The organism is Arhodomonas sp. AD133 (assembly GCF_051195215.1).
Taxonomy (GTDB): Bacteria; Pseudomonadota; Gammaproteobacteria; order Nitrococcales; family Nitrococcaceae; genus Arhodomonas.
In genome coordinates this window covers 1-23,631 of sequence record NZ_JBNAZM010000059.1, presented here as the reverse complement: position 1 = coordinate 23,631, position 23,631 = coordinate 1, and the positions used below count along the sequence as shown (strand labels likewise).

The following is a 23,631-nucleotide window of genomic DNA, read 5'->3' as shown; positions in this document are numbered from 1 at the left end:
CGCCGGCGCGAACGCGTCTTGCCCCCGGGCCGCTGTGGTGCTCTGACGTATGACAATACTTCTGAGAAGATTAGTAAGCCTTCGGCGGCAGCGTACAAGGTCGGCTGCCTCCGGCAGCCGACATCCCCGTTCCGGAACGTTGGCCAGCGCTTCGCGCTCGCCCCCCTACAAGCGATTCGTCCCTGTTAGCTGCGCGACAGCGCGCCGCCGCCAACGGGGTGGGGACTTTCAACCTGCCGCTTTCCACTACAGGTACGGCGTGAACAGCCAGCAGATGGCGTCGCGGATGCGGGCAGGCAGCGGGCGGCTGGCGAGCTCGGCGAGAGTGACGGTGCGGCTCATGCTGATGGCTCTCTCCACGTGTTCGGCGACCTGGTTGGTGAAGGTTGCATCGAACACCTCCAGCACGAGCTCGAAGTTCAGACGCAGGCTGCGCGGGTCAAGGTTGGCGGAGCCGACTTGCGCGTAGTGGTCGTCCACCACGAGCAGCTTGGTGTGAACGAACGTTCCGCGCTGGTAATGAACCCGCACCCCCCACTTGACCAGCTCCCAGAGCATGTTCCGCGTCGCCCAGTGCATGAACGGCAGGTTGTTCCGGCCGGGAAGGACGATTTCCACCTGCAGGCCGCGGATGGCGGCGGACTGCAGTGCGGCGATCAGCTCCCGTGGCGGCAGGAAGTAGGGCGTCATGATCAGCACCCGCTGGCGCGCCGCGGCGATTGCGCCGACCAGCACCATGGTCAGGCGGTTGAGTTCCTCGTTGGGACCGTCGACGAGGGTCCGGCAGACAGCGTCCCCTTGGCTGACGAACGTACGATCCGGCGGACGCCGGCGGTCTCCGGTAGTGAACTGCCAGTCGTCGAGGAATATCGATTCGATCTGATGAACCACGGGGCCGCGCACGCGGAAGTGGGTATCGCGTACACCACCGCGCCGCTGCGCCAGATGGCGGTCGCCGATGTTCATGCCACCGGTGAATGCGGTATGACCGTCAACCACCAGGATCTTGCGGTGGTTGCGCAGGTTGATCAGCAGGCGTGGCGGCAGCAGTTGCGGCGGCAGAAAGCGGGCAACCGTCACGCCACCGGCGCGCAGACGGTGGCGGATGCGCGGCCAGGAATACCATTCGCCGGCACCGTCGAGGAGTACACGTACATCCACGCCGCGGCGTACCGCGCGCTCCAGCGCCTGCGCGAAGCGCAGCCCGGTGCGGTTGCTCTCGAATATATAGGTCGCCAGGTAGACGGTTTCGGCAGCCTGCTCGATGGCCTCCAGCATGACAGGGTAGGCCACCTCACCATCGTGATATGTGTCGATGGCGTTGCCTCCAGTCAGCGGCACGCCCGTGACCGCGCTGGAGATTCGCGCCTGCTGCGCGAATTCAGGGTGCACGGCGATGGGATCACGCGCAGGTGTGCCGGCCATGGGCGGCAACTGCTCGGACCGCAGGGCGCGCGCCCGGATGCGGATGCGGTTGATCCCGAAGACGAAATACAACACCGGCCCGGCCACCGGGAACAGCAGGCACACGGCAACCCAACCGAACGCTCCCGCCGGGTCGTGTTTGTGTAGCAACGCATGCAAGGCCGCCGCCGTTGCCATCACCACCATGGCGGCGACCACCAACCACTCGATCGGCCCCAGCGGCACTGCCTCCAACATGGCCCAACGTTAGCACGCCACCCGATAGCGAGCACCACGGGTAGTACGACCCGTGTCGTGGGCAAGTTGCGAACGCCGTCATGTGCCGGGGCGCCACACGAGGTTATGCTTAGCGCACAGAGGAGGGACATTCGCGGAGGGGGGTCATGCCGCGCGTTCTGGCTTCAGTCGGCCTGTTGGCCGCATTGCTCGTGCCTGCCATCGTGCCCGCGGCGAGCCCCGAGCTTCCGCACCCGGAAGCGCTCGAGGCGCCGGTGGCGTTCTGGAAACGGGTCTACACCGAGGTGGGGCGGGACGAGGCCCTGGTGCACGACCGCGACCATCTCGCCCGGGTCTACGGGGTCATCGATCTGCCACCGAAAGACTCGCCGGAGCTGCGGCGTGCGCGGGTACGTTCGGCGGTGAAGGTCTACCGGGGGGTGCTCGGGCGCCTGGCCAAGCATCCCGATGATCCGCACTCGGTGATCGAGCGGCGGGTGAGAGCCGCGTTCCCGGAAGAGACGGATGGCGAGACCATCGCTGCCGCCGCGGACAATCTCCGCGTGCAGGGCGGGCTGCGCGAGCGCTTTCGCGCGGGGCTCGAGCGCTCGGGCCGCTGGCTGGCGCATATCCGTGCGCGGTTGCGCGCCCACGGTGTACCGGAAGCGCTCGCCGCCATGCCGCACGTGGAATCATCGTTCAACCCGGTCGCTCGCTCCCACGCCGGCGCGGCGGGCATGTGGCAGTTCACGCGGGGCACCGGCCGGCAATACCTGCGTATCGATCACGTGGTCGACGAGCGTCTCGACCCCTGGGCCGCCTCTGACGCGGCCGCCCGGCTGCTCGCGGACAACTACGCCAAGCTGGGTCACTGGCCGCTGGCGGTGACCGCGTACAACCACGGCGCCAACGGCATGCGCCGGGCGATGGAAGAGACCGGAAGCGCTGATATCGCCACCATCATCCAGGCGTACGAAGGGCCGTATTTCGGCTTTGCCTCGCGCAATTTCTACCCCGCGATTCTCGCGGCCATCGAGGTGGAGGCCAGCCCGCAGGACTACTTTCCCGGCGTAACGCCTGAATCGAGGTTAGAGACGGTCCGCGTGAGCGTGCCGGATTTCATGCCGGTGGACGCGGTGGCAGAGGCAACCGGCGTGGATACCGCCACACTACGACGCTACAACCCGGCACTGAGCACTCTCGTGTGGTCCGGGGAGAAGTTCGTTCCGGCGGACTACGGCCTGCGTATGCCTGCCGCGGAGCCTGCGCGGTTGCGTCGGGCGCTTGCCGGGGTGCCGCTGGACCGCCGCTATGCCGAACAGCGCCCGGACCAGCGACACCGGGTGCGAAGCGGTGAAAGCCTCTCGCGCATCGCCGCGAAATATGGCGTCTCCACCCTCGCGCTGGTGGCGGCCAATGGCCTGGCCAACCCCAATCACATCCGTGCCGGGCAGAGCCTGCGGATTCCCCGTGCCGGGGATGAGCCACGCTCGCTCGCCTCGTTGCCGGTGGCCGAGGGCGGGGCGCGTTATACGGTCTCGCGTGGCGATACGCTCGCGAGTATCGGGCGACGCTTCGGCATCGGCGTGGATGAGCTCGTGGCGGCCAACGACCTGGCCAACCCCGATCTCATCCGTCCCGGACAGACTCTGACCGTGCGTACAGCGCCGCTGGAGGCCACCGCGGTGGCCAGCAAGTAGCGCCGGCACCCCGTTTCCTGCCGCCGCGCAAGCGCCGCGTGGACGGCGTGACCGTCGCCGTGGGGTTGAACCAAGCGCTGGCGCATCGGATATTAGGATGCGTACCCGCGCGGTTCGGCGCTGCGGTACGAACAGCGCGCCGTCGAAGAGCCAGCAGGAAACCGGGAGCCATCATGCTCGAGGCCATCAAGCGCTTCTACGCCGAACGCATCCAGCCCGCCGATCAATCGAAGGAAGATCAGCAACATCGCCTCCAGCTCGCCACGGCGGCGTTGCTCATCGAGATGGCTCAGGAAGACAACCAGCGCCACAGCATGGAGTTCCAGGCCATCCATGAAGGCATTCGCCAGGTCTTCCGCCTGTCCGATGACGAGACCGCGGAGTTGATCGAGCTCGCGGACAGGGAGGCCCACGAGGCCACTGACCATTTCGAGTTCACCAACCTGATCAACGAGCACTTCGATTATCAACAGAAGTGCCAGGTGGTGGAGCTGCTGTGGCGGGTCTGCCTTTCCGATGCGGACATGGACCGCTACGAGGAGCAACTGGTGCGCAAGATAGCCGGACTGCTCTTCGTGGAGCATCGTGACTACATTGCCGCGAAACTGCGCGTGCAGCACGATTACTCCAGCAGCTACATGGGCGGCTACGAGGATTACCAGTAGCCACCGTCCTCGCGGGTCGTCCGCACCCGGGCGCCCGCCATGCCGATGGTATTGCTATGGCACAGTTTCGCGCGCGGCAGCTTGCCGTTATCCGCGACGCGGTGGCAGCGGGCCGGGAGGCCATGCGCGCCACCGGCGACTACGATGCGCTCACCTTCGCCCGCGCATTCATCGACGCCGGCGGCGTCCAGCTCCCCGGTCGGCCCGACGCGGAAGAGGAGGCCTCCGCGCTCGGCGAGCGTCTGCTCCAGGCGCTCGCCGGCGGCAGCGGACGTCATCCCGGCGACCCCGACCTCCAGCGAGAGGTCGACCGGGCCCGTACCGAGGCGCGCTGGACCGCCGCACAGGGCGATGACAAGGTCGTCGGATTTTTCATGACCCTGCCGGAGGCGGCGCTGGATAGCCCCACCGCGGAGGCGCTCTCCCACGAGAACCACGGCCTCGGCCCCGGGGTGTTCCGCAAAGCCGACATCGTGGTGCTCCAGCCGGACTGCGACGGGGCGCGCTTCCACCCGGTGCTCGAAGACGAGATCGAATGCTGACCTCTGCATTCGGGCTGTTTTTATAACGAGACTGCCTGAACATAGAGGTATTCATTACTTTATCGTGTAACGAGCATTCCGTACCGTATAGCTCGACGCGATGTCGCCCGCCGGGCGGTAATGCGGAGGGAGAGCATGACGGTAACGGCCATCGACACACGGCAGAGACATTCGGATGCGGAGGCGCTCGATCTGCCGACCATCAACCGCGAGCTTGCAGGTACGGATGCGCCGGCGCGAGTGGCCTGGGCGCTGGCCCGGTTCCGCGGTCGCATCGTGCTGTCGTCGAGCTTCGGGGCCCAGGCGGCAGTGATGCTGCACCTGGTTACGCGGCAGCGTCCCGACATTCCTGTCGTGCTCGTCGACACGGGCTACCTCTTCGACGAAACCTACCGCTTCGTCGACGAGCTCACCGAGCGGCTGTCGCTCAACCTGCAGGTCTACCGTCCCGCGTTGAGTGCCGCCTGGCAGGAGGCCCGTTACGGCCGGCTGTGGGAGCAGGGGCTGGAAGGCATCGAGCGCTATAACCAGCTCAACAAGGTCGAGCCCATGCAGCGTGCGCTCGACGAGCTCGACGCCGATGCCTGGCTTGCCGGGCTGCGCCGGCAGCAGGCGAGTAGCCGTGCCGATCTGGATGTCGTGACGGTGCAGAACGGGCGCTACAAAGTGCATCCGATCGTGGATTGGAACGACCGCGACGTCTACCGCTACCTCACCCGCCACGACCTGCCCTATCATCCGCTGTGGCACGAAGGCTATGTCTCCATCGGCGACTGGCATACCACCCACCGTCTGGCGGATGGCATGTCCGAGGAGGACACGCGCTTCTTCGGCCTCAAGCGTGAGTGCGGCTTGCACGAAAACGTCTGACCACGCTTCTCCCGAAAGCTCTGCCAGGCCATGATCGGTATAATGCTTCCGTTTCTGGCAGAGCCTGCATTGGGGGAGGCATGCGATATATCGGATCAGCGCTGCTCGGCGTCTGGCTCGTCGTACACGGCCTGCGCGAGATCATTCATCTGAGTTTCCGCTATGACGATCTGCTGATGGGGGCACTTGCGATCGTCGCCGGCGGTCTGCTCATCATCCGCCGATAAGCGGTGCGTAATCGCGCCCACACGTCACCGACGATCGGGCTGGTGCTCTCCGGCGGCGGTGCCCGTGCTGCCTATCAGGTCGGCGTGTTGCGGGCCGTGGCGGACATGCTGCCGCGCGGCAGTAGCAGCCCGTTCCAGGTGATATGCGGAACCTCCGCCGGCGCCATCAATGCCGCGGCGGTGGCCACTCACGCACGCCATTTCCGCAGCGGCGTGCGCGGTATCGAGTCCATATGGCGGGACATGCACGCGGGTCTGGTCTACCGTACCGGCATGTCGACGCTCACCTTCAACGCACTGCGCTGGCTCGCCGCGCTGTTCGTCTCCGGTCTCGGCACACGCAGCCCCGCCTCGTTGCTCGACAATGCCCCGATGCGGGGCCTGCTGGCGCGGTTTCTACGCTTCCAGCGCCTGCAGGAGGCCATCGACAGCGGCGCGCTGCAGGCGCTGAGTGTGACCGCGTCGTCCTACACTACCGGTGAATCCGTCACCTTCTTTCAGGGGCGCTCCGACCTGGAGGGCTGGCGGCGTGCGCGGCGGGTGGGACGGCCTGCCCACATCGGCCTGATCCACCTGATGGCATCCAGCGCCATTCCGGCCGTTTTCCCGCCGGTGCGAATCGGCGAGCAGTACTATGGGGACGGATCCGTACGCCAGCTCGCGCCGGTGAGCCCCGCGCTGCATCTGGGGGCCGACCGCGTGATGGTCGTGGGCGTGGGCGAGAGCTTTACCGGTGCAGAGGATCAGGCGCGCCAGGAGCGGCCGCCGTCGGTGGCGCAGGTCGCCGGGCATATGCTCGACAGCGCGTTCCTGGATTCCCTGGAGGGGGATCTGGAGCGCCTCCAGCGGGTCAATCGCACTCTGGAGTTGATTCCCGAGCGCGTGCGCTCGCGGGCCGGCCTCCGGTTGCGGCCGGTGGATACCCTGGTGTTGGAGCCCTCGGCGTCGCTCACCCGTATCGCGCTGGAGCATGCCCACGAGCTGCCGCGAGCGATGCGCTTCTATCTTCGTGGCAGCGGGGCGACAACTGATTACACGGGGGCGGTGATCACCAGTTATCTGCTGTTCGAGGCAGGCTTCTGCAGCGACGCCATCCGCCTCGGTTATCACGACGCCATGGCTCGCGAGGAGGAGATTCTGCGCTTTCTGGGGCAGGATCCGGCGGCCATCCATGGTCGAGCCGGGCGCCCGCCCCAGGACGTCTGGTGACGCCCGGGGGCGCGGCGTGAGGGCTACTGCTGTTCCTCGCCGTCGGCGCTCGCCGCGCCGCTTGCGAGGCGGTCCGTCTCTTCGTCGGCCGCTTCCGCGGCGTCGTTCACGGCATTGCTGACCGACTCCCCGGCCTGCTCGGCCGCGTTGGTGGTCTCTTCCATGGCTTCGCCTGCCTTCTCGCCGGCTTTCTCCATGGCCTCACCGGCTTCCTCGACGGTCTCGTCGACTTGTTCACCCGCTTGCTCCGCAGGGCCTTCATCCTCGCAGCCGGCGAGTCCGGCACCGGCCAGCGCGATGATCATGGCCACTAGCAGTGCGTTGATGCGCTTCATGGGATTGCCTCCGTGGTCCGGACAGTCAATGGCGCGTGTGCCGATGGCGGCCGTGCACGATGCGATGGCGACCATGCACGAGGTTGAGGAGCAGGCTCACCGCCAGCAGCACCACGAACACGAAAAACAGCACCTGTGCGATGCCGGTGGCGGTGCTGGTTATGCCCCCGAAGCCGAGAAATCCGGCAACAATTGCGATTATCAGAAAGATCAGTGCCCACCCGAGCATGCGAGCCACCCATTGGTTCACCAGTCCAGTGCGTGTGTGAATGGACCATACACAGCCGTCGCCTTTACCGATCGGCAGCGCTGGCGTTCACGCCGACGCTTACAGTTAATGACGGACGCGACGGCGCCGCAAATCAGCACTGCCGGGGTTGTTCCGTGGTGGCATCGGTGACGTCTTCCGGCGACTCGGTGGTGGCCTGTCGGGGCGGGCGATGGCACATGTGTGACCGGTGCACGGCCCTGACAGACGGTGCTTGTCACTCCGTGGCGACAGATGCGGCTCAAGGGGCGACGCTCCCGCTACCGTCGATGGCGGTAGCGGGAGCGTCGCGAAGGCGGAGCCCGGTGGGCCGGTTCAGACCGGCGGCGCACCGGCGATGCAGGGGCCGGCGTTCAGGAACGGGACTTCAGATCAGGTTGTAGAGGAAGACCACCACCACCGCCACGGGGGCCACGAAGCGGATAGCCACCAGCCAGAGCCGGTGAATCGCCGGCGAAACGTCCAGTTCTTCGCGGGTGCTGGCGATGGACATGGCCCAGCCCGCGAACAGTGCGACACCGAGTCCGGTGACCGGCAGCATGATGTTCGCGGTGAGGAAGTCGAGCAGATCGAACAGCCCCTTGCCGAAAAGGGTGATTTCCGACCACTCGTTGAATGACAGCGCCGAGACGAGCCCCAGCGCCCAGACGCCCAGCCCTGCAGTCAACGCGGCGGTAACGCGATTGCGTCCGCGCTCCTGAAGCCACTCCACGGTGGGCTCCAGCAGCGAGATGGTCGATGTCCACGCAGCGAAGGTGAGCAGCACGAAGAACAGCGTGCCGAAGACCACGCCGCCGGGCATGGCGCCGAACGCCAGCGGCAGGGTCTGGAAAATCAGCCCCGGGCCGGCGCCGGGCGTGAGATCGTTGGCGAACACGATAGGGAAGATCGCGGTGCCGGCGAGCAGCGCGATCACGGTATCGAGTATCACCACGGTGACCGCCGTGCCGGCGATGGAGGTCTGCGGCGAGAGGTACGATCCGTAGGCGATCATGATCCCCATGCCCAGACTCAGCGTGAAGAACGCGTGGCCGAGCGCCACCAGCACGGCGGAGGTGCTCAGGCGGCTGAAATCCGGGGTGAAGAGAAAGTCGATACCGGCGCCGAAGCCGTTGGTGGTCGCGGCGTAGCCGATCAGCACGATGAGCAGGATGACAAGCCCGGGCATGAGCAGCTTGACTGCACGCTCCAGGCCGTGACGCACGCCCCGGGCGACCACCAGGGTCGTCATCACCATGAATGCCGTATGCCAGCCTACGAGCCGAGCCGGGCTCGCCAGCAGCTCCGAGAAGACCGCGCCGACGGCGTCGGCGTCAGCGCCGGTGAAGGTGCCCATGCCCGAGGCGAAGATGTACGACAGCGCCCAGCCGGCGATGATGCTGTAGAACGAGAGAATGATGAACGAGCCGAGCATGCCCAGGCCGCCGACGAGGCCCCACGCCGGCGAGCGCCCCTCCCGCCGGGCGAGGTTACCGAGCGCACCGATCGGGCTGCGCTCGCCGCGCCTGCCCAGGAGGATTTCGGCGATGAGAATGGGCAGGCCGATCAGTGCGATGCAGCCGAGGTAGACCAGCACGAACGCGCCGCCGCCGTTCTCGCCGGTGATATACGGGAACTTCCAGACGTTGCCCAGCCCGACCGCCGATCCTGCGGCGGCGAGCACGAACGCCAGCCGCGACCCCCAGTGCTCGTGGCCGCTCGCGGAAACGCCTTTTGCGTTCGACACGGTGATTCCTCCCTTGCCCGTCGTTCGTCTGTAACGCCGCCGGTGCCGGGGTGGCGGCGATTAGCAAAACAGGCAAGGGTACCGTCTCCGTGGCCTCGTGTCGCGTGGTTGCGTTCGTTGCCCGGCGGGAGCAGGGCGGTCAACCCGTCTGCGCGGTCTCCGTCATGATCTCGCGCAGGCCCTGGAGCACGGCATCGCCGGTGTGACGCATGTGCTCGCTCATCTCCCGGGAGAGCTCACCGGCGTCGCGCCGGGTGAGGGCGTCGAGAATGCGTTCGTGCTCGGCCAGCGATTCGTCCCAGCGGCCCTCCTGCAGGTTGGCGAGATAACGCGCCCGGCGGACTTTCACCGAGAGGTTGTCGTATAGATCCAGCAGTACGGTATTGCCGGCGATCTCGGTGAGCCGGTGGTGGATCTGCTGGTTGACGTGGAAGTACTCGGTGCGCTCGCGAGCGTCATGGTGGCTGACCATGCGCTCGTGTAGTGTTCGGATCTCGGCGATCCCGTCATCGCTGACGCGCTCGGCGAGCAACCGGCCCGAGAGATCTTCCAGTCCCACCATGACCTCGAACAGGTCGGCGACTTCGGCGAGGGTCACTTCAGCAACCACCGCGCCCCGGTTGGGGAGCAGCCGTACCAGGCCCTCGTTGGCAAGGACCTTGAGCGCTTCCCGCAACGGTGTGCGCGAGACGCCGAATTCGTCGCACAAGCGCATCTCCGGGATCCGTGATCCGGGGGGGAGCTCGCCCTCCAGCACCATCTCGCGCAATCGATCGGTTACCGCCTCGTGCAGCGACAACCGCTTCAGCGGTTCCCTCGATCTGGGCTCTTGCGCCATACCCGTTCCTCCTTCCGGGCGCCCGCCGGGGCGTTGCCGTTTACCTCTTGTAATTCTCGCAGGTTGTGCCAACCTTAGTCGAAAGGTAAATTGTATTCAAAATTCAAAATGCATAATTCAAAGGGCGCGGTCGATCATTCGTCCCGCCGGTACGACCCCGCGATAGACGGGGCGGCCGGCGAATCTGGAGGAGAGAGCGATGACCAACACGCGTACCGCCCTGACCACCGCGGCGTGCCTGGTGGGCCTTGCTGTCGGCACTGGCACTGCCGCCGCCGAGCAGATCCGGATCGCTGGCAACTTCCCGGCGAACCATTCGAGCTCGCTGGCCATCGACCGCTTCGAGAAGCAGGTGGAGGAGGCGACGAACGGTGACCTGCAGGTGGACGTCTTCCCGGCCATGCAGCTCGGCGGTGCCGGGGAGAACGTGGATCAAGTCCGTTCCGGAGCGATCTTCGCCACCTGGATCGGCACGGCCTATCTCTCGCGCATCGTTCCGGAGCTCGAGGCGGTGAGCCTGCCGTTTCTCTTCGACGGCCGGGAGCAGGCCTTCGAGGTGATCGACGGCGAGGTCGGCGATCGTCTCGCCGCGGAGCTCGGCGAGAAGGGCTTCGAGACACTGGGCTGGATGGAGCTCGGCGCCCGCCACGTGACCAACAGCCAGCGCCCCCTCGAGACCATGGCGGACTTCGAGGGGCTGAAGATCCGGCTGCAGCCCAACGAAACCCATATCGCCACCTTCAACGCCGTGGGCGCCAATCCGGTGTCCATGGACATCAAGGAGGTGTACTCCGCGCTGCAGCAGCACGTGCTCGACGGCCAGGAGAACCCCTACACCATCATCCGCACACGCAACTTCGAGGAGGTGCAGAGTCACCTCTCCGACACCAGCCACTTCTTCGACTTCATCGTCGTCGCCGCCAACCAGAACCGCTTCGAGGCCCTCCCGCCGGAGCACCGGAAGGTGGTGCGCGAGGCCATGGCCGATGCGGTCGCCTTCCAGCGCGAGCGCGCGGCCACCCAATCGGAGAAGGCGCTGGCGGCGCTCAAGGAGAAGATGACGTTCACGCCGCTGCCGGACGACACCCGTGCGGCACTGCGTGGAGCCACCAGCGGCGTCGTCGACCGCGTGCGCGAGCGCACCGGCGACGGAATCGTCGACCTGGTGCTCTCCAAGGTCGAGTGAGGGCCCGGCGATGATGACCGATCGACTCGATCGGGCGGCAGCGGGGGCGGGCGCCGCCCCCCTGGCCGTCTTCCGGCGGGTGCTGGACCGCCTTGATGCGGTTTCGCGCATGACCCTGGTCACCGTGATGGCGGCGTTGGTGGTGATCGTCTCCGCCCAGGTGGTGGCACGCTACGTCTTCAACGCCTCCATCGACTCGGCGGCAGAGCTCTCGCGGCTCGCCTTCGTGTGGGTGATCTTCCTCGCCATTCCCCACGGTGTGCGCCGCGGTGCCCACGTGGGTATCGATCTGCTCACGCGGCTGCTGCCCGGGACGCTGCGGAACGTGCTGTTCCGCGTGACCTCGACACTGTCGCTGGTGCTCATGACGCTGGTGGCCTGGCAGGGCCTGAAGGTGACCGCCGACAAGTGGGGGCAGCTCATGCCCACGCTGGATCTCTCGGCGGGGCTGTTCTACGTGCCGCTGGTGCTCTGCGGCGCCCATGCCGGGGTGCACCTGGTGCACTTCATACTCGCCGGACGCGATGCCTGGGGCGAAGAGGTCGATGACCACGAGGAGGTGGACTGATGGTTCCCGCGGTAATCGGCGCCTTCTTCCTGCTCGCACTGCTCGGCATGCCGCTCGCGCTGTCGCTGGGGCTCGCCTCGGTGGGCGGGCTCTGGGTGGGGGATCTGTCGCTGTCCGTGCTGCCCCAGCGGATGATGCACGCGGTCAATTCCTTCCCGCTGATGGCGATTCCGTTCTTCATGCTCGCCGGCGAGCTGATGATCCGTGGCGGGATCATGGAGCGGCTCATCGAGTTCGCCAACAGCATCGTCGGCCGCGTGCGCGGTGGGCTCGCTCACGTCACCGTGCTCTCGTCCATGGGGCTGTCGTCGGTTTCCGGCGCGGCGGTGGCGGACGCCAGCGCGCTGAGCGCCACCCTGGTGCCGGCGATGCGCCGCAGCTACGACGTGGGCTACGGCTCGGCAGTGGTGGCGGCCTCCTCCAACCTCGGCCCGATCATCCCGCCCAGCGCGGCGATGATCGTCTATGCCCTGATGGCTGGTTCCAGCGTTTCCGTGGGCGCGCTGTTCATGGCCGGCGTGGTACCCGGGCTGATCATGACCGTGGCGATGATGATCACTTGCACGGTGCTCGCCAAGTTGCGCGGCTATTCGCTCACCGGCGAAGCGTTCAGCCTGCGCGAGGTGGCACGGCAGACGAAGCGCTCGTTCATCGTGTTCATGATGCCAGTGATTGTCATCGGCGGGATTGTCGGCGGCGTGTTCACCGCCACCGAGGGCGCGGCCATCGCCGTGGTCTACGCGGCGCTCATCGGCTTCTTCGTCACCCGGCGTCTCAGCCTTGCGGACTTGCCGCCGGCGCTCTTCCGCGCGGCGATCACCGCCTCCATCGTGGGTGCGCTCATTGCCTTCGCCTCGGCGCTCACTTTCCTGTTCACCGTGGAGCTGGTGCCCATGCGGCTGGCGAGTGCCATACAGGCGTTCACCGCCGACCCGACGGTGTTTCTGCTGCTGGTGATGGCAATGCTCCTGGTGGTGGGCATGTTCCTGGAGTCGAATGCCGCCTACATCATGCTGGTGCCGCTGTTCGCGCCCATTGCCCTGGAGTACGGACTGGACCCGATCTACTTCGGCTTCCTGTTCGTGCTCAATCTCGTGGTGGCCATGCTTACCCCGCCCGTGGGGGTGCTGCTGTTCGTCGTCGGTGGTGTGAGCCGCCTGTCCATCGGCGAGATGGTGCGCAACGTCTGGCCCTTCATCCTCGTGCAGTACGCCGTACTCGCGCTGTGCTTCTTCTTTCCGCCGATCGTCACGACGCTGCCGCGTCTGCTCGGCTACTGATCGACGACAATGCCCAATACCCGGTAAAGGGGAGAGATTACATGAGCCTTGAACGCACCCTCATCGGCATGCTCACGCCGTCGTCCAATACCGTGCTGGAGCCTTACACGGCGGCGTTGCTATACGATCTGCTGCCGGAGGTGACCGCGCACTTCCAGCGTTTCACCGTCAGGGAGATCTCGCTGGACGACCACGCGCTCGCGCAGTTCGACAACACGCCACTGGTGGAGGCCGCGCAGCTACTCAACGACGCGAAAATGGACGTCATCGCCTGGAACGGCACCTCCTCGGGCTGGCTCGGTTTCGAGGCGGACCACAAGCTCTGTGAGCAGATCACCGCGGCCACCGGCGTGCCGGCGACCACCAGCGTGTTGGCGCTGAACGAGGTGCTCGACCGCACCAACGTGCGCCGCCTGGGCCTGGTGACCCCGTACCTGGACGATGTTCAGGCGCGTATCGTCGCCAATTACAACGCCGCTGGCCACGAGGTGGTGAGCGAGCGTCACCTGCGTGATCGCGGTAATTTCTCTTTCTCCGAGTACGACGAGCCCGAAATCGCCGGGCTCATTCGCGAGGTGGCCAAGGACGAGCCCGATGCCATTACCACGTTCTGCACCAACTTCCGCGGCGCGCCGGTTGTGCGTGAGCTCGAGCGTGAGCTCGGCATCCCGATCTACGACACTGTCAGCGTTACCGTCTGGAAGACGCTGGAGATGACCGGCAACGACCCATCCCGGATCACCGGCTGGGGCCGGCTTTTCCAGGACGTTCGCTAGGGAGGCAGAGCCATGAGCGATTTCGACCTCGTCATCCGTAACGGTACGGTGGTCACCGCCGCCGACACGTCGGTTTGCGATGTGGCGGTGCGCGACGGACGCATCGTGGCGCTGGGCGAGAGGCTGGCGCCGGGGCGCGAGGAGATCGACGCCGCCGGGCAATACGTGCTGCCCGGCGGCGTGGACGCCCACTGCCACCTGGACCAGCCGATGGGCCCGGGCGTGCGCATGGCCGACGACTTCGAGACCGGCACCCGCTCGGCGGCCTGCGGCGGCACCACGACCGTGATTCCCTTCGCCGCCCAGCAGAAGGGCCACAGTCTGCGCGCGGCGGTGGATGACTACCACCGCCGTGCCGAGGGCCTGGCGTGCATCGACTACGCCTTTCACATGATCGTCAGCGACGCCACGTCGGCGGTGCTTTCCGAGGAGCTGCCCGAGCTCATCGAGGCGGGCTACACCTCGTTCAAGATCTACATGACTTACGACGACCTCAAGCTCGACGACCGCCAGATCCTCGAGACTCTGGCGGTGGCGCGACGCGAGGGCGCGATGACCATGATCCACGCGGAGAACGCCGACTGCATCGCCTGGCTCACCGAGGCGCTGGAGGCGGCGGGGCACACCGCGCCGCGCTACCATGCCGACTCGCGTCCGCCGGTGGTCGAGCGCGAGGCCACCCACCGGGCGATCTCGCTGGCCGAGCTGGTGGACACCCCGGTGCTCATCGTCCACGTTTCCGGCACCGAGGCGGTGGCGCAGATCCGCTGGGCCCAGGGGCGGGGGCTGCGGGTGTACGCCGAGACCTGTCCGCAGTACCTCTTCCTCACCGCCGAGGATCTCGACATCCACGGCTTCGAGGGCGCGAAGTGCGTGTGCAGCCCGCCGCCGCGGGACGAGGCCAGTCAGGCGACGGTCTGGGACGGGCTCGAGAACGGCGTCTTCCAGGTGTTCTCCTCGGACCACGCGCCGTTCCGCTACGAGGACGCCGAGGGCAAGAAGGCCGCCGGCGAGGATGCGGCGTTTCAGTACATTCCCAACGGGGTGCCGGGGCTGGAGACGCGGCTGCCGCTGCTCTTCTCCGCCGGCGTGCTCGGCGGGCGGCTCGACATCACCCGCTTCGTTGCGCTCACCGCCACCAACCCGGCGCGCATCTACGGGCTGTACCCGCGCAAGGGTACTATTGCCGTCGGCGCCGATGCCGACCTCGCGATCTGGGACCCGGACGCGGAGTGGACGGTCACCAACGACGCTCTGCACCACGACGTGGATTACACGCCCTACGAGGGCATGCGCCTGCGGGGCCGTCCGGTGGTCACCCTCTCGCGGGGGCGCACCGTATGGCGTGACGGCGCCTTTGTCGGCGAGCCCGGTAACGGGCGGTTCCTGCGCTGTGCGCGCCCGCAGCCGGCCCGTCCGCGGGGCGAGAGCAGGGGATTCTGATGACCAGAGACGCTAACGACGCGATGACGGCAACGATGGAGAAGAGACCCATGAAACTCGACTGGAAGCGTATCGCCCTGGCGGTCGGTGTGACCGTCTCCCTCGGGGTCGCCGCCCAGGCCCAGGCGCAGGAGACGAGCCTGCGGGTGGTGGGCAATTTCTCGGGCAACAAGAAACACGTGGACGGCGTGGAGCGGCCATTCTTCAACAAGCTCGACGAGCGTGACGACCTCGCGGTGAGCTACAACACCATGGACGCCATCGGCGTGGAGGCCGCCGATGCCCTGCGGCTCATCCGTACCGGCGCGTTCGACGTGATGTCGGTGCAGATCGGCATGGCCTCGCGGGACGATCCGTTTTTCGAGGGCGTGGATCTCGCCGGCGTGGCCGCCAACCTGGACGAACAGCGCGAGGTGGTGGAAGCCATCCGCGAGAAGTTCGATCAGCGCTTGCAGGAGCGTTTCAACGCCAAGCTGCTCACGCTCTGGCCGTTCGGCCCGCAGATGATGTTCTGCAGCGGCGTGGACGGCGTGGAGGATCTCGCCGACAAGAAGGTGCGCGTGTTCACCCCGTCCATGTCCCGGTTGGTGGAAGGCCTCGGCGCCTCGCCGGTCACCCTGCAGTTCAGCGAGGTCTACCTCGCCCTGCAGCGTGGCGTCGCCGACTGCGCGGTGACCGCACCCACCGCCGGTAACAGCGCCAAGTGGCCGGAGGTCACCGACAGCTTCGTTCCGCTGCCGCTGTCGTTCTCGGTGCAGGGGCACTTCATGAACCTGGACACCTGGAATCGCCTGTCCGATACCCAGCAGGAGGAGCTCACCGCGGCGTTCCGCCAGATGGAGAAGCAAATGTGGGATATCGCCCGCAACGTCAACGACGACGCCATCGACTGCAACATCGGCCGCGAGAGCTGCAGCGAGCATGAAAGCTATGACATGCAGCTCGTCGACATCGGTGAAACGACGCGCGAGGAGGTCTCGGACGTGACCGCCGAGGCCGTGCTGCCGGTCTGGGGCGAGGACTGCAACGCCATCTATCCGGAGTGCACCCAGGTGTGGAACGACACGGTGGGTGAGGCCACCGGCTACGCCATCGACCTTCAGTAAGTTGACCGGCGGCGGGCAGCGGATGCTGCCCGCCGCGGAGGCAAGCGATGCAACACAGAGGTCTGACCGCCTACGGCGAACGCCTTGCAAAGCTCGCGGCCCTGGCCGCCGGCTACGGCGCGCTGGGATTGTCGCTGCTGATCGCCTTCGAGGTGGTTTCGCGCAAGATTTTCAGTTTTTCCATCCAGGGCGTCGATGAGATTGGCGGCTACGTCATGGCCGCGGGCGTGGCGTTCAGCTTCGCCTACGCCCTGGTCGAACGCGCCCACACCCGAGTGGACGTGTTCCTGAGCCTGTTTCCGCGCCGCCTGCGGGCGCCGCTCAACACCATCGCCCAGCTCGCGCTCGCGATCATGGCCGCGTTCATGTTCTGGCGGGCGGTGGCGACGCTGCTCGAGAGCCTGGAGTTCCAGAGCCGCGCGAGCACGCCGCTGCAGACGCCGCTGTGGATCCCGCAGACCGTGTGGGTCGCCGGGCTCGGCGTGTTCGCGCTGTTCGCCATCGTGCTCGCGCTGCGTGCAGTGGTGAAGCTCGCCAGCGGCCAGGTGGACGCGGTCAACCGGGAGTTCGGCCCCCGCACCACCGATGACGAGCTCGACGAGGCGCGCGAGGAGATCAGTCATCACGACTACGAGGTGCCCCACGGCGCCGGGAGGAGCGAGGCATGATCGGTGTCGCGGAGGCCCTCATCGGGCTCGCCTTGCTGCTCGGCCTGATGGCCGCGGGCATTCATGTGGCCGTGGCCATCTTCGGCATCGCCTCGCTGGGCACGCTGCTGTATCTCGGCATGCCGCTGCTGAACTCCTTCGGCGACACCCTCTGGGGCACGCTGAACGATTTCCTGCTAACGGCCATTCCGCTTTTCATCCTGCTCGGCGAGCTGCTGCTGCGAAGCGGGGTGACCGAGCGCATGTACGGCTCGCTGTCGGTATGGCTGAATCGCCTGCCCGGCGGGCTGCTGCACACCAACATCGGCGCCTCGGCCATGTTCGCCGCCATCTCCGGCTCTTCGGTGGCCACGGCGGCGACCATCGGCACCGTGGCGCTGCCGGCGTTCAAGGAGCGCCGCTACAGCGAGCGTCTGGCGCTGGGCACGCTCACCGCCGGCGCGACGCTGGGCATCCTGATCCCGCCGAGCATCAACATGATCATCTACGGCGCGATTACCAACACCTCCATCGGCAAGCTCTTCATCGCCGGCATCCTGCCCGGCCTCGCGCTCGCCGGGACGTTCATGCTTGCCATCGCCGCGTTCAGTATCCTGAGCCCCGGCGTCGCGGGGGCGGCGGAACCGCGCATGCCCCTTCGCGCACGCTTGCGCTGCCTGGTGGACCTGATTCCGCCGACGTTCGTGTTCGCCATCGTCATCGGCAGCATCTACACCGGCTGGGCCACGCCCACCGAGGCGGCCGCCCTGGGGGTGGTGGCGGCGCTGGTGGTGGCGGCGATCAACGGCAAGCTCACCTTCGCCATGCTGCACCAGTCGTTCCTGTCCATGGCGCGCACCACGGCGATGATCCTGCTCATCATCACCGCCGCGTTCTTCTTCAACTACATCGTGGGCATCCTCGGGATCCCGCGCATGCTCTCCAACTGGGTGGCGGACATGGGGCTCTCGCCCCTGGGCCTGATACTGGCGCTGATGGTGTTCTACCTGGTGCTCGGCTGCTTCATCGAGACGCTGTCGATGATGATCGCCACCGTGCCCATTGTCGTGCCCATGGTGGTGCAGTTCGGCTTCGATCCCATCTGGTTCGGCATCTTCCTGGTACTGATGATGGAGATCTCGCTGTTCACCCCGCCCATCGGCATGAACCTGTACGTGGTTCAGGGGGTCAGAGGCGAGGGGAAAATCACGGATGTCATGGTGGGCAGCCTGCCGTTTCTCGGCATCATGCTCGCCTTCGTGCTGCTGATCATCGCCTGGCCGGGGCTCGTGCTGTGGCTGCCTTCGGCGATGGGGTAGCGGCCGACGGATTTGTATCGAAAGCAGTTTTGGCTGAGAGGGTTACGGGGCCGTAAGGCCCCGTTTTTCTTTGAGTGGAAAGCAGAAAGTTTCAAGTTGAAAGACGGTGGGCGCCGAAGTGGTGCCGCCGCATGTACTAATCTTCTCAGAAGTATTGTCATGCGTCAGCCGGACTGTGCGCCGATGGGGCAAGGCGCGAGGCGCGCCGTGTAGCCGGGCTACACAAGCGGTGAGCAACGCAGATCCCATCGGCGCACAGTTCGGCCCAAAGGGAGCGCCACAGCGACCCGGTGGCGGCGTTGCGCTCGCTTGACGTGACCCAGCCACGCCGGCGCGAACGCGTCTTGCCCCCGGGCCGCTGTGGCGCTCTGACGCATGACAATACCTCTGAGAAGATTAGTAACCGCCTTGACCTGTCAACTCGAAGCGTAGGTCGGCTGCCTCTGGCAGCCGACATCTCCGCGCCGGAATGCTGCCAGCGCTTGGCACGCGCTGACACGTGGCATTACCTGTGACCGGATTGATGTCCTAGTGGCCGAGGACGCACGCCGCCTGAAGTGCAGCGATGCTACGGGCGGGGGCGGGCTCGGCGGCGGCCTCATGCTCGCGCGGAAAGACGGCCAGCGGGTGGCCGGCGGCGATGGTGACGGCGACCGGGCTGCCCGGCGGGATGCGGAGCTCGTGGTTGGTGCGCACCTTCACCACGGGACCGTCGTCGTCGAGCGCGATGCCGTAGAGCCGGGTGCCGCCCTCGTAGCGGCTCCAGAGCACGGTGGCCGGACCCTGTTTGGTGGCGGCCACGTGCAGGTCGTCGGGGCGCAGCAGCGTGTCCACCACGGCTCCCGTTTCCGCCCGGCCGTCGCTCGCGGCGGTGCCAAGCGCCGTTTCCACCATGCCACCGGCGATCACCGCGCCGGGGAGGAAAGAGGCTTCCCCCAGGAACTCGGCGACGAATCGGCTGGTCGGGTCGCGGAAGCAGTCTTCGGGGGCAGCGAACTGTTCCAGCGCGCCGGCGTTCATCACCGCCAGCCGGTCGCCCACCGACAGCGCCTCCTCCTGGTCGTGGGTGACCCAGATGGCGGGCACGTTCGCTTGCTTGAGGGCGGTGCGGATCTCCCAGCGCAGACTGTCCTTGAGCGCGGCATCCAGGTTGGACAGCGGCTCGTCGAGCAGGACCAACGCCGGCTTGTGGGCGAGGCAGCGGGCCAGCGCCACGCGCTGTTTCTGACCGCCGGAGAGCGTATCGGGCATGGCGTTCCGATGCGCCTCCAGGCCCAGCCAACGTAGCCACTCGTCGACCGGGGCGCCCTTGTCGAGGCGGAAACCCACGTTCTGGGCCACGGTGAGGTGAGGAAACAGGGCGAAATCCTGGAAGACCAGGCCGACGTCGCGCTTTTCCGGCGGCACGAAAGGCTCGCCGCTGACCCGGTGCCCGCCGATGCGAACCTCCCCCGCATCCGGATGCTCGAGTCCCGCGACCACGCGCAGTGCGGTGCTCTTGCCGCAGCCGGTGGGGCCCAGCAGGGTGACGACCTCCCCCTGCTCGATGTGCAGGTTGAGATCGCGAACCGCGGTTACCCCGTCATAGGTCACCCTCAGGTTGCGGATGTCCAGCATACGTCGTCTTCGCTCAGGTTGTGTCAGTCGGCCTTCGTTCGCTGCGCAGCATAGCCACCACGGCGCACCCCGAGACCGCGACCAGCAGTGCGGCCGGCAGTGCCCCGTGCCCGAAGTGACCGGCCTCGTGGACCCGCCACAGGTAGGTGGCGAGCGTGTCGAATCCCGTCGGCCGAAGCAACAGGGTCATGGGAAGCTCGCGCATCACTTCCAGGAACACCAGGGCCCCGCCGGCGAGGATGCCGGGCAGGCAGAGGGGCAGGGTCACGCGCAGAAAGACTTCACGCGGACCGGCGCCGAGCGTGCGGGCGGCGTCCACCAGGTTGCCGCCGGAGCGCTCCAGTGTGGAGCGCGCATTGCCCACTGCCAGGGGCAGGAATCGGACCACGTAGCCGAATACCAGTAGCGCCAGCGTCTGGTAGAGAAAGCCCAGGTGGAGGCCGACGACGACCAGCGCTGTTCCGATGACTATCCCGGGTACGCCGAATCCGATGTACGTGGCACGTTCCAGCAGTCGGCCGAGCCGCCCGTGGGAGGCCGCCACGGCGACCGGCAGGGCGATGACTATCGCTACCGCGGCAGCGATCAGCGACGAGTAGGTGGAGTTGATCACGACCCCGGCGTGGAACCCTCCGGCGCCTTCACGCACCAGCCATGCGCCGAACAGACCGACCGGCACCCCGATGGCGGCAGCGGCGACCACCAGGGCGACGCCCATGGTCGCCGCTTTGGTGCCGCGTCCCATCGCCAGCCGCAATTGCCGGCCGGGTGCCTCACGCACCGCGCCGACGCGGGATTCCAGCCACAGGATCGCCCCCACCAGGCCCAGCATGTACACCGACAGCAGTGCCGCCCGATCCAGCCCGAACGCGTTGTACTCCACGAAGATCATCCGCGTGAAGGTGTCGAAGCGCATGATCGCCGGCGTCCCGAAGTCCGACACCGCATAGAGCGCCACCAGCAGGGCGCCGGCAGCGACGCCGTTCTTGACCCGGGGGAGCACCACGCGGACGAGGGCCTGGCGTTGAGACAGGCCGAGCGTCCGGGCGACCTCCACGACACCGGCGTCGAGGTTGCGCAGCGCGGCGCGGGTGGTCAGGAACACGAACGGGTAGGTGTAGAGTGTGATCACCAGCGCCGCCCCGGGCAGCCCGTAAACGTTGGGCACCGGCAGGCCGGTGAGCGCTTCGATCTCGCCTCCCGGGCCGAAGGCCGCGAAATAGGCGAACGCGCCGACGTAGCTCGGAATCGCCAGCGGTGCCGCCAGCAGCCCCGTCCACAGTCGGCGCATCGGCAGGTCGGCGTAGGCAGTGACGAGCGCCAGGGGCACGCCAATCAACACCGAGGCGGCGACGCTGAACACGGCGAGCAGCGCCGTGTTCAGCACGACTTCCGCGGTCCGGGCGGTAAAGGCGACATCCGCTCCCACGCCCATGTAGACGAGTACGCCGATGGGCATGATCATGACCGCGGCGATCACGCCGCTGAGCACAAGCGGTATCGCCCCCCGCCTCATAACACGCCGACCTCACGCATCAGCTCGAGCGTCGGGCGCATATCGGACAGCCGGGTGAGCGCCAGCTCCGGCGGCTGCAGCTCGCTCGCGCCCGGCAGGCCGTCCGGCGTGGGGACGCCCGGCACCATGGGGATCTCGAAGGCTTCCCGCGCAAGATAGGACTGCACCTCCCGGGTAAGGAGGTAGCGGACGAAGTTGGCGGGGAGATCGCCCTCGCTGAGCAGTACCACCCCCGAGGTGTTCAGCAGCGAGCCGGCATCGTTGGCGGTGAAGGCGAGATCCACGGCGGCATCCGGCTTTCCCTGCTTCAGGCGGAGCGTGTAGTAGTGATTGGCGAAGGCCACGTCCACTTCCCCCCGGGCGACCGCCATGACCGCGCCGAGCTCGCCCGCGTATTCCGTGGCGTGTGGTGCGATTCCCTTCAGCCAGGCCTTGGTCGCCGGCTCGCCCTCGAGGATGCGCATCGCGGTCAGGAAGGACTGAAAGGCCCCGTAGGCGGGCGCCCAGCCCACGCTGATCCCGGCATCCGGGAAGGCCATGATGGCGTCCGGGAGGTCCGCCGGGTCGACGCGTTCGGGGTTGTAGGCCACCGTGCGCACCCGGCCCGAGACCGGTGCCAGGTGCGGGTAGCGGAACGCCGGCTTGACCTGCCGGTGAAGCGCCTCGGGTACCGGGCGGGTCATCCCCTGATCGATGACGGCGCCCAGCGAGCTGGCGTCGATGGACCAGAACAGATCGGCCCGTGCGCCGCCGACCTGGTGCTCCTGAACCAGGGTGTTGGCCAGTGATGCCGATGAGGCGCGGCGCACCGCCAGGTCCAGGTCGGGATTGCGCTCGCGGATGGCCTCGATGACGTCCTGATAGAGGCCGCCCTCGCCACGGCCCAGGTACACCGTGAGCTCACCCGAGAGCTCGGGCAGATCATCCACCGATTCCGGACCGATCGCCTCGGCGCCACGGGCCTTGGCGATCGCCGGAAACGGCATTGCCCCCAGAACACCCAGCGCGGCGGCGCCCTTGAGAAACCCGCGCCGTTGCATCTCAGAATACCTCGGATTTCTCGCCTTCGGCCTCGGCCAGGAGCTCCGCGCCCCGGGCCAGCTTCTCCTTCATGCTGTCCACCTGCTCACGGACCTTCTTCAGGGGGGCATTCTTGTCGATCAGACCGGGCAGCACCGCGTTGAAGTCCTCTTCGAGCTCGCTCACCAGCTCGGCGTCACGCTCGATGAGGCCGCCCTCGATGCCCTCGAAGCGCTCGAAGTAGGCGTCCTCGATCAATTCCTTGGCCTCGTGGGGCTCGCCCTCGGCATATTCGCCAACGGCGTGCTCCAGCGCCTCGTTGATGGCGTGAATGGTCGTTTCCGGCCCCGCATCGCCATGTGCCTCGCCCCTGGCGGCTTTCTCCTTCATCGGCTTCATGTTGGCGCGCAGCTTGAGCGCGCCCATGCCTTCGTGCAGCGCGATCGCGGTCTGGTTCGCACGCTCGCGCACGACCTCCGCCGGCTCACCGCTTTTCACGGCCTCCTTGAGGGCGTAGATGCGCTGCCAGATCGGGCTGTACATCGGCACCGCCTTGCGCTCGATCACTTCGTGATAATCGACTTCCTCCCAGGCCTCGACCAGCGCGGTGAGATCGCCGGCCATGTCCTTGCCCGCGGCGTAGCGCTCGGCAAGCGCGTTCAGCCGGTCGACCAGCTTCACCACGTCGGTTTCATAGTCTGCGATGTGCTCGCGGAACGCCTTTACGTGTTCGCCGGGCGCCTCGTGCGAGTGGGCCAGTACCGGTCCGGGCAGGCAAGCGGCGCCGATGGCAGCCGCGATCAGGGAACGGGTGATGAGCGGGAAGCGCCGAATCATGATCGAGTCTCCTTGGTGACGTGACATGTGCCAAGGATCCTGCAACACGATTGAGAGTCGTTTGCATGATTATTATCAATTTCCGGCTCGGCGTGGTTCATCGAGCGCACAAGCGCCGGGTCGGCGCTCGTGCGTCAGTGACAGGCCGCACACTCCGGGTTCAAAGGGCCGAGTCGGCACCGGCATTGGCGTTATCCCACGCCGCTTGAACCTTTAGACTCCTATCTAACATCCCTTAACCCTTTGTTTTCCAAGGGGTGTGTATTGACCGTTTTCAGGCGATCTCGACCACGGC

23 protein-coding genes are annotated in these 23,631 nt (G+C 66.8%); 14 read left to right on the top strand and 9 right to left on the bottom strand.

The window, feature by feature from the left end:
- Positions 1-246: 246 nt before the first annotated feature.
- Positions 247-1,662: a cardiolipin synthase gene (gene cls, locus ACPEES_RS20595; protein WP_435105813.1), complete on the bottom strand. Its 1,416-nt coding sequence runs from the start codon at positions 1,660-1,662 to the stop codon at positions 247-249.
- A 146-nt stretch (positions 1,663-1,808) separates the two neighbouring features.
- On the opposite strand from cls, the gene ACPEES_RS20590 reads away from it, so the two are divergent.
- The 6 genes from ACPEES_RS20590 to ACPEES_RS20565 all read left to right on the top strand — a co-directional run bounded on the left by ACPEES_RS20590 (position 1,809) and on the right by ACPEES_RS20565 (position 6,854).
- Positions 1,809-3,341 (top strand): LysM peptidoglycan-binding domain-containing protein, encoded by a 1,533-nt coding sequence (locus tag ACPEES_RS20590; protein ID WP_435105811.1) that lies wholly within the window; start codon positions 1,809-1,811, stop codon positions 3,339-3,341.
- Positions 3,342-3,514: 173 nt separating this feature from the next.
- Entirely contained in the window at positions 3,515-4,006 is a 492-nt protein-coding gene (locus ACPEES_RS20585; RefSeq protein ID WP_435105809.1) for a TerB family tellurite resistance protein, read from the top strand.
- A 56-nt stretch (positions 4,007-4,062) separates the two neighbouring features.
- Entirely contained in the window at positions 4,063-4,548 is a 486-nt protein-coding gene (locus ACPEES_RS20580; RefSeq protein WP_435105807.1) for a hypothetical protein, read from the top strand.
- A 135-nt stretch (positions 4,549-4,683) separates the two neighbouring features.
- Positions 4,684-5,418 carry a phosphoadenylyl-sulfate reductase gene (locus ACPEES_RS20575; protein ID WP_435105806.1) on the top strand — a complete coding sequence of 245 codons (735 nt, stop codon included), beginning with the start codon at positions 4,684-4,686 and terminating at the stop codon, positions 5,416-5,418.
- Between the two features lie 80 nt (positions 5,419-5,498).
- On the top strand, positions 5,499-5,645 hold the full coding sequence (locus tag ACPEES_RS20570) for a hypothetical protein (protein WP_435105804.1): 147 nt from the start codon (positions 5,499-5,501) through the stop codon (positions 5,643-5,645).
- A 3-nt stretch (positions 5,646-5,648) separates the two neighbouring features.
- Positions 5,649-6,854, top strand: coding sequence for a patatin-like phospholipase family protein (locus tag ACPEES_RS20565; protein WP_435105802.1), 1,206 nt, complete (start codon positions 5,649-5,651; stop codon positions 6,852-6,854).
- A 23-nt stretch (positions 6,855-6,877) separates the two neighbouring features.
- Here ACPEES_RS20565 and ACPEES_RS20560 read toward each other — a convergent pair whose 3' ends face one another.
- From ACPEES_RS20560 to ACPEES_RS20545, 4 genes are all read right to left on the bottom strand, one after another.
- Positions 6,878-7,189, bottom strand: coding sequence for a hypothetical protein (locus ACPEES_RS20560; RefSeq protein ID WP_435105799.1), 312 nt, complete (start codon positions 7,187-7,189; stop codon positions 6,878-6,880).
- 25 nt (positions 7,190-7,214) lie between these two features.
- Complete coding sequence (locus ACPEES_RS20555) at positions 7,215-7,418, bottom strand: DUF1328 domain-containing protein (protein ID WP_435105797.1); 204 nt, start codon at positions 7,416-7,418, stop codon at positions 7,215-7,217.
- A 406-nt stretch (positions 7,419-7,824) separates the two neighbouring features.
- Complete coding sequence (locus ACPEES_RS20550) at positions 7,825-9,183, bottom strand: sodium-dependent transporter (RefSeq protein WP_435105795.1); 1,359 nt, start codon at positions 9,181-9,183, stop codon at positions 7,825-7,827.
- A 139-nt stretch (positions 9,184-9,322) separates the two neighbouring features.
- Complete coding sequence (locus tag ACPEES_RS20545) at positions 9,323-10,021, bottom strand: GntR family transcriptional regulator (RefSeq protein ID WP_435105793.1); 699 nt, start codon at positions 10,019-10,021, stop codon at positions 9,323-9,325.
- A 199-nt stretch (positions 10,022-10,220) separates the two neighbouring features.
- Between ACPEES_RS20545 and ACPEES_RS20540 the strand changes: the two genes are divergently transcribed.
- Genes ACPEES_RS20540 through ACPEES_RS20505 form a run of 8 tightly spaced genes read left to right on the top strand, consistent with a single transcriptional unit; the run spans position 10,221 to position 18,346 of the window.
- A complete protein-coding gene (locus ACPEES_RS20540) occupies positions 10,221-11,207 on the top strand; it encodes a TRAP transporter substrate-binding protein (RefSeq protein ID WP_435105791.1) in 987 nt (328 codons plus the stop codon).
- 10 nt (positions 11,208-11,217) lie between these two features.
- Positions 11,218-11,775, top strand: a complete 558-nt coding sequence (locus tag ACPEES_RS20535) for a TRAP transporter small permease (protein ID WP_435105789.1) — start codon at positions 11,218-11,220, stop codon at positions 11,773-11,775.
- Positions 11,775-13,055, top strand: a complete 1,281-nt coding sequence (locus ACPEES_RS20530; protein WP_435105787.1) for a TRAP transporter large permease — start codon at positions 11,775-11,777, stop codon at positions 13,053-13,055. The genes ACPEES_RS20535 and ACPEES_RS20530 overlap by 1 nt, the downstream gene beginning before the upstream one ends.
- A 41-nt stretch (positions 13,056-13,096) precedes the next feature.
- Positions 13,097-13,831 carry a maleate cis-trans isomerase family protein gene (locus ACPEES_RS20525; protein WP_435105785.1) on the top strand — a complete coding sequence of 245 codons (735 nt, stop codon included), beginning with the start codon at positions 13,097-13,099 and terminating at the stop codon, positions 13,829-13,831.
- A 12-nt stretch (positions 13,832-13,843) separates the two neighbouring features.
- Positions 13,844-15,274 carry a dihydropyrimidinase gene (gene hydA, locus ACPEES_RS20520; protein WP_435105783.1) on the top strand — a complete coding sequence of 477 codons (1,431 nt, stop codon included), beginning with the start codon at positions 13,844-13,846 and terminating at the stop codon, positions 15,272-15,274.
- A gap of 50 nt (positions 15,275-15,324) precedes the next feature.
- On the top strand, positions 15,325-16,380 hold the full coding sequence (locus tag ACPEES_RS20515; RefSeq protein WP_435105781.1) for a TRAP transporter substrate-binding protein: 1,056 nt from the start codon (positions 15,325-15,327) through the stop codon (positions 16,378-16,380).
- A 47-nt stretch (positions 16,381-16,427) separates the two neighbouring features.
- Positions 16,428-17,048 carry a TRAP transporter small permease subunit gene (locus ACPEES_RS20510; protein ID WP_435105779.1) on the top strand — a complete coding sequence of 207 codons (621 nt, stop codon included), beginning with the start codon at positions 16,428-16,430 and terminating at the stop codon, positions 17,046-17,048.
- Positions 17,045-18,346, top strand: coding sequence for a TRAP transporter large permease (locus ACPEES_RS20505; protein WP_435105777.1), 1,302 nt, complete (start codon positions 17,045-17,047; stop codon positions 18,344-18,346). The genes ACPEES_RS20510 and ACPEES_RS20505 overlap by 4 nt, the downstream gene beginning before the upstream one ends.
- A gap of 528 nt (positions 18,347-18,874) precedes the next feature.
- Here the strand turns inward: ACPEES_RS20505 and ACPEES_RS20500 are convergent.
- From ACPEES_RS20500 to ACPEES_RS20485, 4 genes are read right to left on the bottom strand one after another with little or no spacing between them, the layout of a single operon-like run.
- Entirely contained in the window at positions 18,875-19,963 is a 1,089-nt protein-coding gene (locus ACPEES_RS20500) for an ABC transporter ATP-binding protein (protein ID WP_435105775.1), read from the bottom strand.
- Positions 19,964-19,976: 13 nt separating this feature from the next.
- Positions 19,977-21,479 carry an ABC transporter permease gene (locus ACPEES_RS20495; protein WP_435105773.1) on the bottom strand — a complete coding sequence of 501 codons (1,503 nt, stop codon included), beginning with the start codon at positions 21,477-21,479 and terminating at the stop codon, positions 19,977-19,979.
- Positions 21,476-22,519 carry an extracellular solute-binding protein gene (locus ACPEES_RS20490; protein ID WP_435105771.1) on the bottom strand — a complete coding sequence of 348 codons (1,044 nt, stop codon included), beginning with the start codon at positions 22,517-22,519 and terminating at the stop codon, positions 21,476-21,478. Before ACPEES_RS20490 ends, ACPEES_RS20495 begins: the two co-directional genes overlap by 4 nt.
- A gap of 1 nt (position 22,520) precedes the next feature.
- Positions 22,521-23,336 (bottom strand): hypothetical protein, encoded by an 816-nt coding sequence (locus ACPEES_RS20485; protein ID WP_435105769.1) that lies wholly within the window; start codon positions 23,334-23,336, stop codon positions 22,521-22,523.
- Between the last annotated feature and the right edge of the window lie 295 nt (positions 23,337-23,631).

Bases quoted from the DNA above. Each gene is read 5' to 3' on its own strand.
- cls (WP_435105813.1), bottom strand. From the start codon at position 1,662: ATGTTGGAGGCAGTGCCGCTGGGGCCGATCGAGTGGTTGGTGGTCGCC.
- ACPEES_RS20590 (WP_435105811.1), top strand. From the start codon at position 1,809: ATGCCGCGCGTTCTGGCTTCAGTCGGCCTGTTGGCCGCATTGCTCGTG.
- ACPEES_RS20585 (WP_435105809.1), top strand. From the start codon at position 3,515: ATGCTCGAGGCCATCAAGCGCTTCTACGCCGAACGCATCCAGCCCGCC.
- ACPEES_RS20580 (WP_435105807.1), top strand. From the start codon at position 4,063: ATGGCACAGTTTCGCGCGCGGCAGCTTGCCGTTATCCGCGACGCGGTG.
- ACPEES_RS20575 (WP_435105806.1), top strand. From the start codon at position 4,684: ATGACGGTAACGGCCATCGACACACGGCAGAGACATTCGGATGCGGAG.
- ACPEES_RS20570 (WP_435105804.1), top strand. From the start codon at position 5,499: ATGCGATATATCGGATCAGCGCTGCTCGGCGTCTGGCTCGTCGTACAC.
- ACPEES_RS20560 (WP_435105799.1), bottom strand. From the start codon at position 7,189: ATGAAGCGCATCAACGCACTGCTAGTGGCCATGATCATCGCGCTGGCC.
- ACPEES_RS20555 (WP_435105797.1), bottom strand. From the start codon at position 7,418: ATGCTCGGGTGGGCACTGATCTTTCTGATAATCGCAATTGTTGCCGGA.
- ACPEES_RS20545 (WP_435105793.1), bottom strand. From the start codon at position 10,021: ATGGCGCAAGAGCCCAGATCGAGGGAACCGCTGAAGCGGTTGTCGCTG.
- ACPEES_RS20540 (WP_435105791.1), top strand. From the start codon at position 10,221: ATGACCAACACGCGTACCGCCCTGACCACCGCGGCGTGCCTGGTGGGC.
- ACPEES_RS20535 (WP_435105789.1), top strand. From the start codon at position 11,218: ATGATGACCGATCGACTCGATCGGGCGGCAGCGGGGGCGGGCGCCGCC.
- ACPEES_RS20530 (WP_435105787.1), top strand. From the start codon at position 11,775: ATGGTTCCCGCGGTAATCGGCGCCTTCTTCCTGCTCGCACTGCTCGGC.
- ACPEES_RS20525 (WP_435105785.1), top strand. From the start codon at position 13,097: ATGAGCCTTGAACGCACCCTCATCGGCATGCTCACGCCGTCGTCCAAT.
- hydA (WP_435105783.1), top strand. From the start codon at position 13,844: ATGAGCGATTTCGACCTCGTCATCCGTAACGGTACGGTGGTCACCGCC.
- ACPEES_RS20515 (WP_435105781.1), top strand. From the start codon at position 15,325: ATGAAACTCGACTGGAAGCGTATCGCCCTGGCGGTCGGTGTGACCGTC.
- ACPEES_RS20510 (WP_435105779.1), top strand. From the start codon at position 16,428: ATGCAACACAGAGGTCTGACCGCCTACGGCGAACGCCTTGCAAAGCTC.
- ACPEES_RS20505 (WP_435105777.1), top strand. From the start codon at position 17,045: ATGATCGGTGTCGCGGAGGCCCTCATCGGGCTCGCCTTGCTGCTCGGC.
- ACPEES_RS20500 (WP_435105775.1), bottom strand. From the start codon at position 19,963: ATGCTGGACATCCGCAACCTGAGGGTGACCTATGACGGGGTAACCGCG.
- ACPEES_RS20495 (WP_435105773.1), bottom strand. From the start codon at position 21,479: ATGAGGCGGGGGGCGATACCGCTTGTGCTCAGCGGCGTGATCGCCGCG.
- ACPEES_RS20490 (WP_435105771.1), bottom strand. From the start codon at position 22,519: ATGCAACGGCGCGGGTTTCTCAAGGGCGCCGCCGCGCTGGGTGTTCTG.
- ACPEES_RS20485 (WP_435105769.1), bottom strand. From the start codon at position 23,336: ATGATTCGGCGCTTCCCGCTCATCACCCGTTCCCTGATCGCGGCTGCC.